Raw genomic sequence first — 19,607 nt, 5'->3', positions numbered from 1 at the left:
CCCCCGTTCGCGTCGCCACGGTGAGGCCGCTTGTGGACGTGACCGCCCCCTGGCGGCGAGCGGTTGCTCGGAACGTCCGAGGTCGGAGTGAGGTGCCACGCGGGGAAGGGGCGAGTTGCATGCCGTGAATGAGCATGATTACCATTTTCAACATGAGAGGTCGGATCGGTAACAGCAGTGGAGGGCAGCTGCCGGCGACGGCGGTGCAGAGCGCGTATTTCGCCGGGCGTGATCCAGGGCTGCCGCTGGGGGGCCTCGACTGCGTCGCGTACCTGGAGTTCAGCGGCAGGAGCATCGACGTGGGGCGGCTCGGTGATGCCGTCGTCGCTCTGACAGCCAATCCGTCTCTGCGGCTGCGGTTCGCCGACGCGGAGACCTTGGAGGAGGCGCAGGTCGTTCCGCCACGGCTGCGCCGGCACGATCTGAGGAGGCTGGAGCCCGGGGACGTGGCCCAGGCAGTGGCAGTGACGCGGCGTCGGATGCTGACGGAGTCACTGGATCTGGTCGGGGGGCGGACGTGGGCGGTGGAGGTCAGCCAGCTGCCCGACGGGACGACCACGATGCATCTGGCGATCTCCCTGGCGATCGCGGACATCGCCGCGATCGGCGTGCTGGCTTCGCAGCTGGCCGCGGTGTTGGGTAGGGACGTCCTCCCGGAGTACCGGGAGTTGGGGGACGTACGGGTGCGCCTGCGCCGGGCCCGGCGGCCACGGCCGGCGGTGGCGCAGGAAGTCGTCGACGCCCGGCCAGTCGAACTGTTCGCGCCGCCTCAACTGCCGCGGTGTACCGCCGCGGCCGCACCGCCCGACGGGCCTGCTGGCGGAGCCGAGGCGGACCTGGCTGCGCATCCGCTCGTGGAGCGGCTGACCACCCGGTTCGGTAACGCCGACTGGAGTCGGCTGGAGGGGCGGGCGCAGGAACTGGGCTGCACGACGGCGGCCTTGGTGCTCGCGCTGTACGAGCGGGCGCTGCGCCGGTTCTCTTCGAGCGCTGAGTTCCTGGTGACGGTGACCAGCGTTGACGCCACCGGCACCGAGGACGAGGTGGTGGACCGTACGGTCACCTACGCGCACCGCGCGCGTCCCGATGCCATGGACACATTCGCCGAGGCCGTGCGTGAGGTCGGTGACGAGCTCAGGTTCCGGATCTCGCGCGGTGTCGAGGCGACGACGGAGCTGCGCGAGGCGCTCAAGGCCGGAAGCGGGCATCCCGGCCTGTCTCCCTACGTGTTCACGTTCGCGGCGAAGCGGCCGATCTTCGGTGACGATGCCGTGGCGGCGCTCGGTGAGCCCGAGTTCTCTTCGACGACACCACAAGTGATCATTGACTGCCGGGTCTTCCGGCTGACGAGCGCGGGTGTGGAGGTCGCGTTCGATGTGCGCCGCGATGTGCTGCCCGACGGAATGGCGCGTGAGATCTACGAGCTGTTCGTGCAATCGCTCCGCGAGGTCATCGAACACGGCGCTCCGCAACTGGAGTTGTGCCGTAGCACGGTCGATGAGCGGCTCGCGGTCAACTCGACCGCGCCCGCCCGCACAACCGGTCTGCTCTACGAGGACTTCCGTCGGCGGGTCGGCGAGCATCCGCACGCCGAGGCGGTGCTCTGGGATCCGCGGCAGTACCGCGAGAGCGGTGACCCCGTCGGTGTCGGGGAGTCCGGGCGGCTGACCTATGCCGAACTGGACGACAGGGCACTGCGACTGGCCGCCGCGGTCCATGCGCGGGTCGCCCCCGGCGCGGTCGTCGCGATCCGGCTGCCGAAGGGACCGTCACAGGTCGTGGCGGTGCTCGGGGTGCTGTACGCGGGATGCACCTATCTGCCGATCGGCGTCGATGTGCCGGACGCGCGTGCGCAGGCCATCGCCGAGGCGGCCGGGGCCGGGCTGGTGCTCACCGCGGACGACCTCGCCGCCGGTGCCGCCGGTCACGATCCGCTGCCCGAGCCGGTGGCAGCAGCGGGCGACGGGCTTGCGTACATCATCTACACGTCCGGCTCGACCGGGGCCCCCAAGGGGGTGGCGATCGCCCACAGCGCGGCGCTGAACACAGTGGCCGACGTCAACGTCCGGAACGCGGTCGGCCGCCACGACCGGGTGCTCGCGGTGTCCGCGCTGGACTTCGATCTGAGCGTGTACGACATCCTCGGTCCGCTGTCCTGCGGCGGGGCGGTCGTCACCATCCCCGAGGACGCCCGGCGGGACGCCTTCATATGGGGCGAGCTGGTCCGCCGCTTCGGGGTGACGGTGTGGAACACCGTTCCCGGCCTGGTCGAGATGCTGCTCGCCGCCAACGACGAACTGGACTCGCTGCGCACGGTGATGTGCTCCGGGGACTGGATCGACCCGGGGCTGTTCCGCAGGCTGCGGGAGGCCGCGCCGAAGGCGGTGCTGGTGGCGATGGGTGGCGCCACCGAGGCGTCCATCTGGTCCAACGCGTACGTGATCCGTTCGCAGGACGACATCGACCCGGAGTGGCGGTCGATTCCGTATGGCGTGCCGCTGTCGGGACAGAAGTACCGCGTCGTCGATGACGAGGGACGGGACCGTCCCAACGGGGTCGCCGGTGAACTGTGGATCGGCGGCGCGGGGGTGGCCACCGGGTACCACCGCGCGCCGGAGCTCACCGTCCAGCGGTTCGTCACCGACGGGCGGGGGGAGCGGTGGTACCGCACGGGCGACCTCGGGGTCTGGCGGAAAGGGCCGTTGCTGTTCATCCTCGGCAGGCTGGACACGCAGGTGAAGGTCCGGGGCCATCGCGTCGAATGCGGCGAGATCGAGCACGCGATCCGGCGAGTCGGGGGCGTTTCGGCGGCCGTGGTGACACCGATCCGGAACCGGACGGCGCTGGGTGCGTTGGTCGTCCCGGATGCATCGGACGTATCCGCTGCATCGGACGTATCCGCGCCGGCGCCCTTTGATGCCGGGGTGCTCCGTGAACGGCTCGCTTGCGACCTGCCGCACTACATGGTGCCAACGGTGATCGCCGAGGCCGCGGAGCTGCGCTTCACCGCGAACGGCAAGGTGGACCGGAGGTGGGCTGCCGCGCGGCTGGAGTCGGACGGGTCTGAGGCGTCCCCGAGTCCCAGCGGCGTGGACCGTGACAGCGAGGTCGCGGCGGAGTGGCGTCGTGTGCTCGGCGTGGAGCAGCTCGCCCCCGACGACAACTTCTTCGTTCTCGGCGGGGACAGCCTCGCCGCGACCCGGGTCTGTGCGGGGCTGCGGGAGCGGGGCATCGAAGCCGGAGTGGACCAGCTGTTCGCCAATCCGGCGCTGCGAGCGTTCACAGCGGTCTGCACCGCGGTGCGGACGCCGTCGGTGCAGGGTGCGTCGGACGCACAGGTCCCGCAGGACGCGCCGGCCCTCCGGGACACGGCCTCCGAGGAGGCCGCGCGGACATTCCCGCTGACCCCGTTGCAGCGTGCGTACGCGCTCGGCGCGGACGGGATCCGCGGGGTCGTCCGTACGGCACCGCGGTACTCGGTCGTGATCAGCTCCGCCGGGCCGGTCGACTTCGACGCGTGGTCGAAGGCGATCGACGTCGTGTGCGCCCGCCTCGACGGACTGCGGTGCATACGCCACGGGGACGCGGCACAGCGCGTACTGCCGCCCCACGAACTCCCCGAACTCCCTCCGCTCACCTGGCTCGACGCGGGCGACCCTGCCCGGGCTGCGGACCGCTTGCGCGCCTACCTGGCCGGCCTGGACGACGAGACCGAACCGTCTGCCGGCGTGCTGACCGCAGTGGCGGTACGGGGCCACGAACGGGAGATCGGGCTCAGCCTCAATTACCTCGGGCTCGATGCGCGGAGCCTCATGGGCGTACTCAACACGCTGATATCCGAGGCGTGCGGGACCGAGTCGGCGGAGCCGATCGATCCTTCCCTGGCGGAGTTCGGCCGGTACGCGGCACGGACCGCCGCCGAAGAAGCCGAGGAGGCAGGGGAGGCAGGGGAGGCCGAGGAGGCTGAGGGAGCAGGCTTCCGGGCCGATGCCCCCGATGACGCGGCGGGTGTACTGCGGCCGCCGGAGCTTCCGGTACGGCGGATTCCCGGTGAGTCGGCCGCCATCCGCTCGCGCGGGGTGCACCTTGACCCCGATGAGACCGGCGCACTGACCCGCGTCGCCAGGGGGCAGCAGGTCACCACGTCATCGCTGCTGCTGGCCGAGTTCGGGCAGTCCCTCGCGGAGACCCTCGGCGTGGACGCCGTGGACATCAGCGTGCCGATGTCCCGCCGGCCCACGGACGTCTCCTCGGAGGTGCTGGGCAACTTCACCGAACTCGCGCTGTGCCGCTGCGGTCCGGAGATCGGCGCCCGGGAGGTGCACCATGCGCTGGGTCGGGCCGTTGCCGGGTACGCGCCCGGCGAGCGGGATGTCGCCCGGGCAGGCCGTGCGGCCTTCCCCGTCGTCTTTACCAGCACCCTCGGCCTGTCGTCGGCGCAGCGCCTTTTCTGTGGCGAGGTCAAGGCGGTCTGGTCGCACACCAGGACTCCCGGCGTACTGATCGACTGCCAGGTGGTGCCGCGCGGCGAGGGGATCGAACTGCGCTGGGACTGTCCGGACGACGTCCTGGAACCGGGCTTTCTGGAGCGGGCGTTCTCCCGGTTCGTGGGTCGGATCCGGCGCCTCACGGGGAGCAGCGGGAGAGCACCGGCCGCCGCCCCTGCGGCACCGTCCGCTGCGGTGTGTGCGCCGGACCGCGACGAGCTGGTGGCCACACTGCGCCGCTGTGTGCAGCGCGTGGACCCGCAGCAGGTCAGGCCCGCGCTGGCGCCGGTGTTCGACCGGTGGCGCACCGCACTCGCCGACCTGGAGGCGGCGGGCGAACCGCACGCCGCGGACGCCGAGTTCCTCGCGCACTGCCTCACCGGCGAGGTGCGAGTCACGCGGCTGTTGGAGCACGAACGACTCGCGCCGGAGGCGCTGTTGACCCGTTCTCTTGAGGCCGGCGGACTGCTGACGCAGGTGTGCGGCGAGCTGCGTCGCGCGGCGGAGGCCGTGGGCGGCAGAGTGCGGGTGGCCCACCTCGGCGCCGGGACCGGGCTGCTGCACAGCGTTCTCGCCGGGCACTTGGCGGGGACGGACATCGAGTGGGTCCCGGTCGAGTGCTCTCCGCTGCTGCGCGATCTCGGCGAGGAGCGGGGTCTGGAATCTCTCGCCGTGCTGCCGGAGATGCCGGTGGACGTCGTCCTTGCGTTGGGCGCGCTGCACCGGGACACCGGATTGGCCGCCATGCTCACCGACATGCCCGTCGCGCCCGGGGCCGCGCTCCTGCTGGCCGAGGTGACCGAGCCCGCCCCGGCCTCCCTGGTGACCGCGCTGCTCGACTCCCGCATCGCCGACCCGGCGACCACGCCGCTGTGGCCGGTGCCCAGCTGGTGGAACTGGCTGACGGAACGGGGCTGGCGTCCCGTCTCGGTCTGCGCGCCTACCCCGCAACTCGCCCTCGTACATGCCCGGTACGAGCGGTACGAGGGTGGCGATGGGGATGAGATGGCCGCCGACGCTCCCGCCCGCACAGCCGCGCCGGTGCCTGAGCTCCAGCTGCCGCCTCCATCGGACATCCCGGCACGCCGGAAGGAACGGAAGCGACAGAACACACAGAAGCAACAGAAGGAGCGGGAAGAAACATCCCGCACCGGCATCGAGGAGCTCCTTGCCGTCCTGTGGCGGCGGTGTCTGCCGGAGGCTACACGCACGGCCGGGGCGGACGACGACTTCTTCGCGCTGGGCGGCGACTCGCTCGCGGCCACGCGGGTTCTCGCCGAGCTGCACACCCATGGCTTCACCGGCGTTCGGCTTGCCGACCTGTTCAACATCCCGGTGCTCGGCGAACTGGCGCGGCACATCGCCCGGTCGGCGCGCGAAGACGAGCCTGCGGCTCCGCTGTCCGCGGCGGCCTCCCCGGACGCGGGCGCGGACCCCCGAACCGCCGCGGACACCACTGCCTTCCCCCTGACCAAGGTGCAGCAGGCATACCTGATCGGCCGCAGCGAGCAGCAGCTGCTCGGGGGTGTCGCCTCGCACTGCTACTTCGAGTTCGACGCGCCGGAGCTCGACACCGATCGCTTCACCGCCGCCGTCGAGGCCGTGGTGCTCCGGCATCCGGCCCTGCGCACCACGGTCGTTGATGAGGACGGGGTCATGACCGGCCGTGTCGGGGACCGGCCGGTGCACCCGCCCGTCGAATTCGCCGACGATCCGCGGGAGAGCACCGCCGCGGAGGTCCCCGACCCCGTCCGGCGTGGCCCGCTCACGGTGCGCATCGGTCGGTCGGCCAGCCCGGGTTCGCCCGGGACCCGGATCGGGATCGGGATGGACAACCTGATGCTCGACGGTGCCTCGATGTGGCGGGTGCTGCGGGAGATCGGCGCACTCTACGCCGGGGGCACGGCGGCGGAACTCGACCCGCTGCGCGCCTCTTTCGCCGACTACGTCTCCCAGCGCCCGTGGTTGTGCAGCACCGTGGCACCGACGGAGCGGGACTCCGCGTACTGGGCCGCCAACCCTGTGCCCGAAGCGCCCGCGCTCGTCAGCGCGGCGCAGATCGTCGCGCTGACCGAACGGCCCGTCTTCGATCGGGTGGGCACCGGCCTGCACCGCGGGGAGTGGGACGCGGTCCGCGCCGCGGCGGCGGATGCGGGTCTCACGCCCGCCGCGCTGATCTTCGCCGCGTACGCCGCCGAACTCGCGGAGTGCAGTGGCCAGGAACGGTTCGCGGTCAACGTCACCACCTTCGACCGCGACCTGACCGTGCCGGGCATCGACACGGTGGTGGGCGACTTCACCTCGCTGACGCTGGTCGGTGCGCAGGTGGCCGACGGCGGCGACCTCGTCCCCGTCGGGCGGAGCGCCCAGCTGCAACTGGCCGCGGCGCGGGACCACCGCACCGTCACCGCCATCGATCAGCAGCGCAACGCGGTGCAGGAGACGGGGGATCCGGTGCGCGGCATGTATCCCGTGGTGTTCACCTGTGGGCTCGGGATGCAGGATCCCGCGCTGCGCTCCGACGACTTCGGGTTCGGGCGGCTGGTGTTCAGCTGCTCGCAGACCCCGCAGACGGTGCTCGACCTCCAGGTCCACGACGACTGCCGGGGGCTGCACATCACGGCCGACCACGTCACCCAGCTCATCGGCTCCCGGCGGGCCCAGGCCGTGGTGGACGGGGTCGCACGCCGGCTGCGCGACTTCGCCGGGTCCGCGTGCGCACGGCCGGTCGCCGAGGAGCCGGATCCCGGGCAGTCCGGCGCCGGGCGGCTCGACGCGCTCATCCGGCAGGCATGGGAGCGCGCGCTCGGCACGGAACTGCCCCGGGACGGGGCGAACTTCTTCCGCGCCGGGGGCGATTCACTGCGGGCGACGCGCTGCGTCCGCGCCCTCCAGGAGCAGGTCCACCCGCGGATCACACTGCGAACTCTCCTGTCCCATCCGGACCTTGGGACATTCACCGCTGCGGTGGCGAACCTCGCGACCGACACGGCAGACACGGCAGACGACGACTACGAAGCAGGTGAGCTATGACCTCCGTCCAGCAGCTGATCGACAGGATCGAGATGAGGGGCGTCGATCTGTGGCTGGAAGACGGGAAGCTCCGCTTCAAGGCCCCGACCGGCGCCTTCGGGCCCGAGCTGCGCGAGCAGGTCGCGGCACGGCGCGAGGAGGTCATCGCGGTGCTCGCGGCTCGCGAGGCCGCGGTGCGGGACCCGGACAACGCCGACCGGCCCTTCCCCCTCACCGATGTTCAGGCCGCCTACCTCGTCGGCCGGACGGACGCCTACGAGGACGGTGGCGTCGGCTGCCACGGCTACGCCGAGTTCGTCCTCCCCGACGACCTGGCGGGACCGGCCGGACGGCTGCGGCAGGCATGGCAGCGGGTCGTCGACTGCCACGAGATGCTGCGCGTGACGGTCTCCCCGGACGGATGGCAGCGGATCGAGTCCGGCATGGAGGTACCGCTCCTCGTCCACGACTGCCCGACTTCCGAGGCGTTCGACGAGACCCGGCGTGTCGTGCGGTCGCAGCTCCAGCACCGCAGTTACGAGCTCGGTGGCGGCCCCATGATCGACGCAGTGGTCACGCGCGGCCCGGACCAGTCGGTGCTGCACCTGTCGGTGGATCTGCTCCTCACCGACTTCCGCGGCCTCGAAGTGATCCTCCAGGATTTCGAAACGGTCCTCGACGACCCGGAGACGCCCCTGGCGAAACCGTCCCTCAGCTTCCGCGACTACATCCTGACGATGGGCAGGAGGGCGGGTACGGCGCGGGCGCGCGCAGCCCGGGCCCGGGACGAGGAGTACTGGCAGGAGCGCAGCGAACAGCTCCCGCCGGCCATGCGGTTCCCGCCCTCCCTCCGGGCCCCGGGCCGGAACCAGGCCCGGGAACGCGGACCGGTCCGCTACACGCGGCGCAGCCATCTCGTCGAGCCGGAGCGCTGGGCGGCCCTGACCGCCGCGGCACGGTCGCGCGGGGTGACGCCGTCCGCGCTGCTGCTCGCGGTGCTCGGGCGGGTGGCCCGGCGTTACACCGACGCCGACCGCTCCCTGGTGACCGCGACGGTCCTGGACCGCAGCCCGGTCACGGAGGACGTGGACCGGATCGTCGGGGACTTCACCTCGACCGCTCTGGCCGAGGCCCCCGGACAGCCCGATGTGCCCTTCGCCGACCTGGCGCGCCGGGCGCGGGACTCCCTGTTCGAGGCGATGGACCACGGCGCGGTCAGCGGCGTCGAAGTGGGCCGGATGCTGGCGCGCCGACAGGAGGGGCAGAACAGCACCCCGCAGGTGGTGCTCACCTCGACCGTGGGCGCCGGCACGGGGTCGGGAACGGGCATCGGGCGCCGGCTCCGGCCCGTCGTGGAGGCCGGGCTCAGCCAGACTCCGCAGGTCCTGCTCGATGTGCAGGCCGCCCCGCACGGCGGCGGGGCCTCGCTGGTCTGGGACAGCAGGAACGGCGGGATCGAGGAGAGCGTGCTGGACGCCGCGTTCGGGGACTTCGTAGGCGCCGTGGAACTGCTGGCGGCGGACGAGTCGGCCTGGGACCGCGACCTCCTCGACCGCCGCGCGCTGCCGGCGGTGACACGCGTGCCGCGGCGTTCCAGGGGCGCGCTGCACACCCGAATACGGGAGCACGCCCAGGCCGACCCCGACGCCGTCGCGGTCGTGCACTCCGGCACCGGCGCCACCGTGAGCAGGGGAGAGCTCGCCGAGCGGGCATCCGCGGTCACCCGGATGCTCGCCGGCGCCGGGGTACGGCCGGGCAGTCCGGTGGTGGTGGCGCTGCCGCCGGGCCCGGACCAGATCGCGGCGGAGATCGGCGTGCTCGCCGCGGGCTGCTACTTCGTGCCCGTCGACCCGGAGTGGCCCGCCGCCCGCCGGGAGCACATCATCGCCACGCTCAGCGACAGCGGGGTCGGAACCACAGCAGGCGCCGCAACCGGCACCGAAGCCCGCGCCGCCACCAGCACCGCAAACGGCGCCGAAGCAGGCGTGTTCGTGATCGACCCGAACACCGTGCTCCTGCCTGCCGGGGACATGGACATCGCGGCAGTGGACCCCGGACAGCTCGCGTACGCCATCTTCACGTCCGGCTCCACCGGGGCACCGAAGGGAGTCGCGCTCACCCACGACCAGGTCGCGACCACCCTCGACGCGATGGAGGAGCTCCTCCAACTGACCGCGGACGACGCGGTGCTGGCGGTCTCGCGGCCCTCCTTCGACCTGTCGGTGTTCAACGTCTTCGGCGTGCTCGCCGCGGGCGGGCGCGTGGTGCTGCCGTCCTCGGGCGTCACCGCCGACCCGCAGACCTGGGCCCACGCGGTGGCGGAGCACGGCGTCACGGTCTGGAACTCGGTGCCCGAACAACTCCAGCTGCTGCTGGACCATTTGGACGACGAGGGCGCTCCGGCGGGGCGGCTGTCCGGCATGCGCGCGGTGCTCGTCTCCGGGGACTGGGTCCCGGTACGGCAGCCCGGGCACCTGTGGCGCCACGCGCCCGACGCCCGCTTCCTCGCACTCGGCGGCGCGACAGAGGCCGCGATCTGGTCGAACCTGCACGAGGTGACCGAGCCGCTGCCGCCGGACACGCGGTCCGTTCCGTACGGAACGGCACTGCCCAACCAGGGCATCTGGGTCCTCAACGCCGACGGAGAGCCCGCCGTCACCGGACAGCCGGGCGAGATCCACATCGGCGGCGACGGCGTCGGCGCCGGATACCTCGGCACCGGCAGCGGCACCGGTTCGGCCGCCTCCACGGCCTCGACCGCCTTCTACCGCCACCCGGACAACGGTGAACGCTGCTACCGCACCGGCGACCGCGGCAGGATGCTGCCGAACGGGGAGATCGAGTTCCTCGGACGCCTCGACGGCCAGGTGAAGATCCGCGGGCACCGCATCGAGCTCGCCGAGGTCGAATCCGCACTGTGCTCCGCGGAGGGGATAGCGGCCGCCGTCGCGGCGACCGCCGACACCGGGCGTGGCAAGTCCCTCTTCGCGGGCGTGGTCCCCCGACGCGGGCCGGACCGGCGCGCCGAAGGAGTGCGGGATGCAGAACGGGTCGAGCAGGCCGTCGCGGCCGAACACGCGGCGTTCATCGACAAGTTGGATGCCGACGCCTTCACCGAGTTCCTCGCCCGCATGAACGCGGTGGCCCTCGACGCGATGGGCAGCAAGGTCGCCGAGGAGTGCGCGCGGGGAACCACCGGCGTCGAGGACCTCGTCGCCGCGCTCGGCGGCAGCGCCCACCGGCCGCTGGTACGGCGCTGGATTCGCACGCTTCAGGACGAGGGCAGGCTCACCGTGTCGGACGGAAACGTCACCGTCGCCCCGGAGCTGCACGAGGAGACGGCGCTGCTGCGGCGGTGGTCCGAGGTGCGCGAGCTCGGCCGCGCGCTCGACTACGGAGACGAGCAGCTCGCCTACGTCGAGCGCTGTCTCGCCGAACTTTCCGCCCTGCTGTCCGGCGAAGCCGACCCCCTGGCGTTGCTGTTCCCCGAGGGCAGCACGCATGTCGCCCGGGCCGCCTATGCCGAGAACCTCACCAGCCGGTACCTCAACGGCCTGATCTGCGCGGGCATCAGGGAGCGGGCCGGGCAGCGCAATGCCGCAGGACAGCCGCTCCGGATCCTGGAGATCGGCGCCGGTGTCGGCGGCACCACTGCCCCGGTGCTCGCCGCCCTCGAAGGGCGCCGTGCCGAGTACACGTTCACGGACGTCTCGCGGTTCTTTCTCGACGAAGCGGCCGAGCGATGGCCCGAGATGAACGTCGCGCTCTTCGACCTCAACGAGGACCCGCAGGAGCAGGGCATGGCGCCGGGCTCCTTCGACGTCGTCCTGTGCGCCAACGTGCTCCACAACGCCCGGGACATTCCCGCGGCCCTCGACCGCCTGCACGGGCTGCTCGCCCCCGGCGGCACCCTGGCCGTCATCGACTCCACGAAGGTCAACGCGCCACTGCTGGTGTCGATGGAGTTCAAGGAGGGGCTGACCGGATTCACGGATGAACGGGCAGTGAGCGGTGATGCGTTCTTCTCCCTGGAGCAGTGGAACGCCGCACTGGAGGCGTCGCGGTTCGAGCGGTGTGTGCACTTCCCCGCCGAGGACAGCGTGCTGCGCCCGGCAGCGCAGTCGGTGTTCTTCGCCGGCGCGCGGCTCGACGAGGAGCCCCTCACCCCCGCGCAGGTCCTGGAAGCCGGCGCGCAGCGCCTGCCCCGCTACATGCTTCCGTCGCGCGTGGTCGTGCTGCCTTCCCTCCCGCTGACGGCGAACGGCAAGGTCGACCGGGCGGCCGTCGCACAGCTGGCGGGGCGCACGGGCACCGGCCCGCAGCGCCCGACCGGCGCAGGCGGACCGGCACCGCTGGACGCCGAGCACCGGCCCGTGGCCCGGATCTGGCGCGAGATGCTGGGCCTTGGCCCGGACCATCCGATCGCGGCCGGTGACAACTTCTTCGAGCTCGGCGGCGATTCCCTGTTGATCGCCCGTTGCGTGGGAACGCTGCGGCGGGAGATCCCCGGGGCCGCGGCGATTCCGTGGGACCGGCTGCTGAGGGAGATCGTCGCCGACCCCACGGTGGCCGGGTGCGTACGGGCGCTCTCCGACGGCGGCACGGCGGACCCCACCGCGACGGCGGCCGGAACGGAGACCGGGAAGGGAACCGTCGACGGCAAGGGGCCCGCGGAGGCGCAACGGCCCCTGGTCCAGGTGCTCGACGGCCGCGGCAGCCGTTGGCAGGACGATGCCGTGGTCTTCGTCCACGACGGCTCCGGCGGGCTCGGCCCGTACCGCGATCTGCTGGCACGGCTGGAGACGCGGACCGAGCGGCCAGCCGTGTTCGGCGTGCGGCGCACCCCCGGCGATGGCGGCATCGACGTCGCGCCGGAGGAGTTGTTCGGCACCCTCGCCGAACGCTACCTCCGCGCGCTCGACGACAGCGGACCGGACCGGACCGACGGCCGGATCCACCTGGTCGGCTACTGCATGGGCGGCCTGATCGCCGCGAGCATGGCCGAGCGGCTCGCCGAGCGCGGGACCCCACCCGGATCGCTGACGGTGGTCAGCTCGTACCGCATCCCGTTCGTCATCGAGGACGGGCTGCTGCTCGACTACTCCTTCGCCAGGCTGATGTACCGCGACCCCGCCGACGCCGGACTCGACTTCGACGAGCACGAACTCGGCGACCTGCTGAACGAGGCACGCGCCCACTACGCCGACCGCGTGCCCCACGGCGCGGTGGCACAACTCGCCGCTGGCTACCCGAGGTTGGGCCCGGCGGTTGCCACGGCACCCGGCAGTGTGCGGGCTCGGCTGGACCGGCTCGCTGCCTCCGACCCGGCCGGCGCCTGGACGCCGGAGACGTTGCTGGAGCTCCGTGAGTCGTACGCGGCGAGCCTGAAGGCGGTCGCCTCCTTCCGGAGCCCCGGCTACCTCGGCGACATCACCTTCCTGCGGCAGCGCGGTGACCTGCACTTCCTGCCCACCTTGAAGGAGGACATGACGGCCTTCTGGGAGGAGTACTGCCTCGGTGAGCTCACCGTGACCGACGTGGACGGAACCCACTTCGACTGTCTCACCGGTGATGCGGCGGCCGCGGTGACGGATGTTCTCCAGCAGGTGTGGGGGAGGGACGCGTGAAATACCTGGTGCTGGGCGCCTCCGGCGCGGTGGGGCGGGCCTGTGTGCGGACCCTACTCGGCCGGGAGGACGCCCATGTCGTCGCCGCGGGGCGTGATCTGCCCCGGCTGGCATGGGAGTTGCGGGCGTACGGGGTGAGCAGCCCGGACACCGTCCGGGTGGACCTCGACGAGCCGGACTCCGTGGACGCCGCCCTGGCCGGACGGGCCGGTCCGGTGGATGTCGTCGTCAACTGCGCCGGGCCGTCCTACCGTTACTCCGCGGCGGCCGCGGAGACGGCGCTGCGGCACGGAGCCCGCTACGTCGACGCCGGCGGCGACCAGGCCGTCATCGACGCGACGGCGGCAGCAGCCGAGAAGCACGGCGCTCTCGCCGTGTTCGGCGCGGGTGTGCAGCCCGGGCTGGCCGGTGTGGCCGTGCGCGCGGTCGCCGCCCGGCTGGCGGACCCCGCGACGACGGAGATCCACGCCCACTGCGGCGGGGTGCAGCCGCTCAGCCGCGCGGGACTCGACGAGTACCTGCACGCGGTGCGTGCCCGGACCGGTCACCCCGGAAAGATCTACCAGCGGGGTGCCCTGCACACACTGCCACCGGACAGCGGCATGGCCGTCCCCGCGGCATTCCCCGGCACCGCGCGCGCCCATGTGAGCCTGGACGAGGAATGCCGGGCCGCGGCCGAGGAGTTGGGCCTCGCTGCCCTGTGGTGGGGCAACATCACCGGCTCGGCGCCGATCGAACAGGCCCTGTCCAGGGCGCTCGGCCAGGAACGCACCCACACCGAGACGCTCCGGGCGATCGACGCCGCGGTCTCCGGGGCCCGACCGTACTTCCGGATCAGCCTGCAGGGCACCTCGGGACACGGCACCTCGGGACAGATCACGGTGCGTACTGTCCTGCACTGCGCCGACAGCTATGCCCTCACCGGGGCCGTGGCCGCGCTGGCCGCCCTCGAAGACCCGCTCGGCAGGACCGGCGCGGTCTGGATGTCGGAGTACGTCGAGGCCCGGCGCTTCTGGGACCGCATGGCCACGGACGTACCCGGGGTGTCGCTCGTTCTGGACACCGCCCCGGCCGCCGGCCTGCCCGATCCCTCCGAACCGGCCGAGAAGTCCGGACAGTTCGAGGAGGGCGAGCTGTGAGCAGGGGCAGGCCACGGGCGGTGGTGGTCGGGGCCACCTTCGGCGCGCACTATGCGCGGGCGCTGGCCGGTCCGTGCTCACCCGTGGAACTCGTCGGCGTGGCCGGCACCGGCGGGCAGGCCGGACGCGACCTCGGGGCGGAACTCGGGGTGCGCTACCTGGCCGGGACGGACGAGATCGACGGTGCCGAGCTGGCCGTCGTCGCGGTCCGCTCCGCGATGGTCGGCGGCCAGGGCGACGAGATCTGCCGTGACCTGCTGCGACGCGGCATCTCCGTGCTCCAGGAGCTCCCGGTGCACTCCGCGGACGTCGTGCGCTCGGTACGGGCCGCGAAACGGTCCGGAGCGGTATTCGCGGTGACCGGCTTCTACGAGCATCTGGGACCGGTCCGTCGGTTCATCGCCGCGGCGCGGGCGCTGGACGCCGTCTCCCCGATCACCAGCGTCGAACTCCGCACCACCGTCCAGGTGCTGCACTCCAGCCTGCGCGTGCTGTCCCGGATCCTCACCTCCCCGCCGGGCGGTGACCTCGCGGTGCACCCGGCAGCGGCGACGGCCAAGTCCCTGGTCAGCACGGACTGGGGAGGTGTCGCGGTGGATGTGCTGGTTCGCAATGGCTACGACGCACGCACGCCCGACGACAACTGCCAGCCCCTCATGGGCTTCGTCCTCGGCACACCGGACGGCGAGCTGTCGCTGCCGCACGTCCACGGCCCGACCCGGTGGGAGCCCCGGTTGCACGAGGACGTCCCGGGACGGCTGCGCCACCCGCAACAGCGCCTGTCACACGTCCTCGGACCGGACGACTGGACCGGAGACACCGTGTTCACCGGCCTGTGGGCGGAGGGAATCACCCGGGCAGTCAGCGGCTTCGCCGAGGCGCTGACCACCGGGCGGCAGCCGGTCGGGCAGCGGGACCTCGCCGTGCTCCGCCACTGGGAGGCGGTGTCGGCACGTCTCGGCAGACCCGCCGACCTGCCCTCCTCACCACCGAGATTCATCAACGTCCATGACCTGGAGGTGTGTTCGTGAACGCAGTGGCACCGCTGAGCGATGCCGAGACGAGCGGGGGAGGCGGCGTACCCGTCGTCATCTTCCCGCACGCCGGGGGGAGTCCACGGTTCTTTCTGCACTGGACCGGCGCGATACCCAAGGCCCGGCTGTTCGGCGTCACCTATCCCGGACGGGACGCCCGCCTGCACGAGCGGCACCGGGACAACCCGCATGGCGACAGCCTCGTCGGCCTCGCCCGCTCGATCGCGGACGACCTCGCGGCGGCCGGCCTCGCCGAGGCGGCGCCCGTGCTCGTCGGGCATTCGATGGGTGCCCTGGTGGCGTACGAGACCGCAGCGGCGCTGGCGGCGCGTGGTGCCCGAGGCATTCAGGTGGTGGTGTCGGGGCAGAACCCGCCATCCCGCGGTGTGGGCACCGCACTGCACCGCGACACCGACGCGAAGCTGATCGCCGACATCGTTCGGCAGAATCCGGCGAGCGCGGAGCTGTGGCAGGTGCCCGAACTCCGCGACATGTTCCTTCCGGCGGTGCGGGAGGACTATCGGCTGCTGGAGACATACGCCTGCACCGGCGCTGTGATCCCGGACATCCACGTGGTCTTCGGCGACCGCGACGACGAGATCGACCCGGTACGCATCGGCGAGTGGAACGGCTTCGCCACCCAGCGGCGTGCCCCCGTCCGGTGCGCGGGCGGGCACTTCTACCTACAGGCACCCGACACCCAGCTCCCGGAGCTGATCAGCACCATCTGTGCCGGTGCCGGTGCCGATGTCCGTGCTGCCCGCGGGGTGTGCGCCGATGTCTGACCAGCACACCAGGCAGCAGCCGGGGCTGTCAGGGAAGATCACGGGCGGCCCGCTGTTCCGGATCCTGCGGCCGGTGGTCGCCCCCACCGCGGTCGCGGTCGCGATCCAGGCCGCCGGGTCGCTGTGCTCAGTGGTCCCGTTCTTCGCCCTGCTGGATCTCGCCGAGGGACTGACCCTCCATCAGGACGTGAGCGGGCCGCTGCTCTGGTTCATCGCCGGGCTCGGCATCCAGTCGACGTGCGGCTTTGTCGCCCTGCTGATCACGCACTTCGCCGACGTCGAACTCCAGGCGACGCTCCGCCGTACGCTGAGCGCCAAGCTGGGACGGCTGCCGCTGGGGTGGTTCGGAGCCCACTCCTCGGGGCGGGTGCGGCAGATCGTGCAGAACGACGTCGACTCGCTCCACCAGCTCGTCGCGCACACCCTCGTCGAGTCCGTCGCCGGCGTGCTCACACCGGCCGCCGGACTGCTCTTCTGCTTCGCCGTCGACTGGCGGCTCGGGCTGGCGGTGATCGCTCCGATGGTCCTGTACTTCACCGTGTTCGCGGCGCTGTCCAAGACCGGAAACCGGGAGATCATGGCGCGTGTCTCCGCCGAACTCGCGGCCGTCAGCGCGGCGATCACGGACTACTTCCGCGGGGTCGTGGTGCTGAAGGTGTTCGGCAAGGCGGGCGAGAAGTACGGGCGCTTCACCGCGGTCTCCGAGCGGTTCCGTGCGGAGTTCACCGGCCTCGTCCGGCCCGCGATGCGCGCCCAGGCCGTCGCGAGCGTGTTCCTCACCGCGTCGGTGATGGCCTGCGCGGTGTGCGCGGTGGGCGTCTGGAGCGTGCAGCAGGGCTGGACGCGAGCCGCCTCGCTGCTGGTGGTGTCGGCCGTGGCCATGATGCTGCCAGCGGCCATCCTCACGGTCGCGACCAGTGCCCAGGCCCGGGCCGACGCGGCCGAGGCCGCGGGACGTATCGTCCGCCTGCTCGACGAGCCGGAGCTCCCGGCCACGGACCGGGGGGCGGAGCTGCGCGACGCGACGGTCGAGGTGCGTGACGTCGGCTTCGGATATCGCGCGGAGGAGCCCGTACTGCACGACATCACGCTCACCTTCCCCGCCCGCACCACGACCGCCCTCGTCGGGCCGTCCGGCGCGGGAAAGTCGACGCTGACGGCGCTGCTGGCACGGTTCCACGACGTCGACCGGGGGCAGATCCGCATCGGGGGAGTGGACGTCCGCGACATCCCGACCCGGCAGCTGTACCGCACCGTCGGGGTGCTGCTCCAGCAACCGCAGCTGCCCGCCGTCTCGGTGGCCGACAACATCGCCCTCGGCCGCCCGGACGCCACCCGCGCGGAGGTCGAACGCGCGGCCCGCGAGGCGCTGATCCACGAACGGATCCTCGCACTGCCCAACGGATACGACTCGGTGGTCGGCACGGACGCCCGCCTGTCCGGCGGGGAAGCCCAGCGCATCGCCATCGCCCGCCTGCTGCTGGCGGACACCCCGGTGCTGGTGCTCGACGAGGCGACATCCGCGATCGACCCGGACGCGGCGGCGCTGCTGAACGCCGCCCTCCGGCGCCTGACCGCGGACCGCACCGTCATCGTGATCACGCATCGGCTCGACAGCACGAAGGAGGCGGACAACACCGTGGTGCTGGAGCACGGCCGCGTCGTGGAGCAGGGCACCCACGCCCAACTGCTGGAGCACGGGGGCGTCTACGCCCGCATGTGGAACGACGACCTCTGTGAGGTGACCCGGTGATATCCGCGCTCATATCCATCGGCGGCACCGCTACCCGCCGTGCGTTCCGCGGCTTCCTGGCCCTCGCCACGCTGGTCGGTGTGCTCCAGGGGATCGCGCTGGCGACGCTGGTGCCGGTGCTGCTGTCGCTCTACCGGAACGATGCCGGGGCGGCCTGGTGCTGGCTGGCCGTGCTCGGCCTGGTCGCGGCGGCTGGCGGCACGCTGCTGGCGCGGGTGACGATGTGGGGATTCCACCTCGCGATGGACGTCATCGTCGCCATGCACCGTCGCATCGGCCGGCGGCTCGTCGAGTTGCCGATCGGCTGGTTCACCCCCGCGACCACGGGGCGCACCTCGCACGTCGCGGTGCGGGGCACGATGTTCGTCGCACAGACGGCGATGGACATCCTGGTACCGCTGACACTGCATGTCGTCACGCCGCTCACCGTCGCGGTCGCGACCTGCTTCTACGACTGGCGCATGGGGCTGGCCCTGCTGGCCGCCGCACCCGTCATCTGGCTGTCGGCAACCGTCGCCGGCCGCCGCAACGGCGCAGCCGAACGGCGGATCCACGACGCCGCGGCGGCCACCAACACCCGACTCCTCGAATTCGCGGAGAAACAGCTGACGCTGCGTGCCGCGGGCATCGAAGGAACCGCGTACACACCGCTCGACGACGCGATCGACGCACAGCGCAGGGCCGGACGGCGGGCCCTTTGGTCCTCGGTGCTCGGCCTGGTCCTGCAGGGCCTCGTCGTCCAGACCGCGTTCGGCGCCGCCGTGACGCTGGGCGTCTACCTGACGGTGCACGGCACCGCCGACCCGGTCCACGTGGTCGCGCTGATCGGACTGTGCGCACAGTTCACCGGCCCGCTGAAGATCCTGGCCGAACTCGGTACGGCGCTGCGCCGTTCGGCTGTGGAAGTTGGTGCCGTCCGCGATCTCGTCGAGCTCGACGGACTCCCGGAACCGGCCACGCCGAGCCCGGTGCCACCACGGCACGACATCGCCTTCCACGACGTCACCTTCGCCTATGAGCCCGGGCCAGGGCACGAACGGCGTGGCCAACCCGTCCTGAACAGCCTGTCGTTGACCGTTCCGCACCGCTCGATGGTGGCGCTGGTCGGCCCGTCCGGGAGCGGGAAGACCACCCTCACCAGACTGATCGCACGCTTCTGGGACGTCCAGGACGGGGCCGTCACCCTCGGCGGCACCGACGTCCGCGACTTCGCCACAGATGACCTGATGGCCCAGCTGTCCCTGGTCTTCCAGGACGTCTACCTGTTCGACGACACCCTGGAAGCCAACATCCGCCTGGGCAACCCCGAAGCCACCGATGAACAGGTACGGCGCGCCGCGGAGTTCGCGGCGGTGACCGAGATCGCCGAACGCCTTCCCGACGGATGGCAGAGCAGCGTCGGCGAAGGAGGCCGGGCGCTCTCCGGTGGCGAACGTCAGCGGGTGTCCATCGCACGGGCCCTGGTGAAGAACGCCCCGGTGGTGCTGTTCGACGAAGCCACCGCCGCCCTCGACCCGACAACCGAAGCCGTGGTGGCCGAATCCATCCGGCTGCTCGCCGGGCACGCCACGGTCCTGGTCATCGCGCACAGCCTGGCCACGGTGACACAGGCCGACTCGATCGCCTTCCTCGACGGCGGCGCCGTGGTCGAACACGGCACCCACGAGGACCTCCTCGAACGGAACGGCAGGTACGCGCAGTTCTGGCGCTCACACGTGGGAGAAACCCCACTGCTGACGCCCGCCCATATACCGGCCGGCGAATCCTGAA

The 19,607-nt window shown here is 72.0% G+C and carries 7 protein-coding genes; all 7 read left to right on the top strand.

Translation table 11 applies throughout. The annotated features are described in order from the left end of the window. Positions 1 to 152 precede the first annotated feature (152 nt). Genes K2224_RS15725 through K2224_RS15695 form a run of 7 tightly spaced genes read left to right on the top strand, consistent with a single transcriptional unit; the run spans position 153 to position 19,606 of the window. On the top strand, positions 153 to 7,520 hold the full coding sequence (locus K2224_RS15725) for a non-ribosomal peptide synthetase (protein ID WP_221907139.1): 7,368 nt from the start codon (positions 153 to 155) through the stop codon (positions 7,518 to 7,520). After that, complete coding sequence (locus K2224_RS15720) at positions 7,517 to 13,126, top strand: non-ribosomal peptide synthetase (RefSeq protein ID WP_221907138.1); 5,610 nt, start codon at positions 7,517 to 7,519, stop codon at positions 13,124 to 13,126. Before K2224_RS15725 ends, K2224_RS15720 begins: the two co-directional genes overlap by 4 nt. Beyond that, complete coding sequence (locus tag K2224_RS15715; RefSeq protein ID WP_221907137.1) at positions 13,123 to 14,265, top strand: SDR family NAD(P)-dependent oxidoreductase; 1,143 nt, start codon at positions 13,123 to 13,125, stop codon at positions 14,263 to 14,265. The genes K2224_RS15720 and K2224_RS15715 overlap by 4 nt, the downstream gene beginning before the upstream one ends. Continuing rightward, positions 14,262 to 15,296, top strand: coding sequence for a Gfo/Idh/MocA family oxidoreductase (locus tag K2224_RS15710; RefSeq protein WP_221907136.1), 1,035 nt, complete (start codon positions 14,262 to 14,264; stop codon positions 15,294 to 15,296). Before K2224_RS15715 ends, K2224_RS15710 begins: the two co-directional genes overlap by 4 nt. Then, the gene (locus K2224_RS15705) at positions 15,293 to 16,084 is read left to right on the top strand and encodes a thioesterase II family protein (RefSeq protein ID WP_221907135.1); all 792 of its coding nucleotides are present in this window, start codon (positions 15,293 to 15,295) and stop codon (positions 16,082 to 16,084) included. The genes K2224_RS15710 and K2224_RS15705 overlap by 4 nt, the downstream gene beginning before the upstream one ends. Further along, entirely contained in the window at positions 16,077 to 17,837 is a 1,761-nt protein-coding gene (locus K2224_RS15700) for an ABC transporter ATP-binding protein (protein WP_221907134.1), read from the top strand. The genes K2224_RS15705 and K2224_RS15700 overlap by 8 nt, the downstream gene beginning before the upstream one ends. Beyond that, on the top strand, positions 17,834 to 19,606 hold the full coding sequence (locus tag K2224_RS15695) for an ABC transporter ATP-binding protein (RefSeq protein ID WP_221907133.1): 1,773 nt from the start codon (positions 17,834 to 17,836) through the stop codon (positions 19,604 to 19,606). Before K2224_RS15700 ends, K2224_RS15695 begins: the two co-directional genes overlap by 4 nt. The last annotated feature ends 1 nt before the right edge of the window (position 19,607 follow it).

The organism is Streptomyces sp. BHT-5-2 (assembly GCF_019774615.1).
Lineage (GTDB): Bacteria > Actinomycetota > Actinomycetes > Streptomycetales > Streptomycetaceae > Streptomyces.
Note: the sequence above shows the minus strand (reverse complement) of the source record. Positions and strands in the feature narration are given on the sequence as shown.

Excerpts from the sequence above, each read along its gene's own strand:
- K2224_RS15725 (WP_221907139.1), top strand. The coding sequence starts at position 153 with ATGAGAGGTCGGATCGGTAACAGCAGTGGAGGGCAGCTGCCGGCGACG.
- K2224_RS15720 (WP_221907138.1), top strand. The coding sequence starts at position 7,517 with ATGACCTCCGTCCAGCAGCTGATCGACAGGATCGAGATGAGGGGCGTC.
- K2224_RS15700 (WP_221907134.1), top strand. The coding sequence starts at position 16,077 with ATGTCTGACCAGCACACCAGGCAGCAGCCGGGGCTGTCAGGGAAGATC.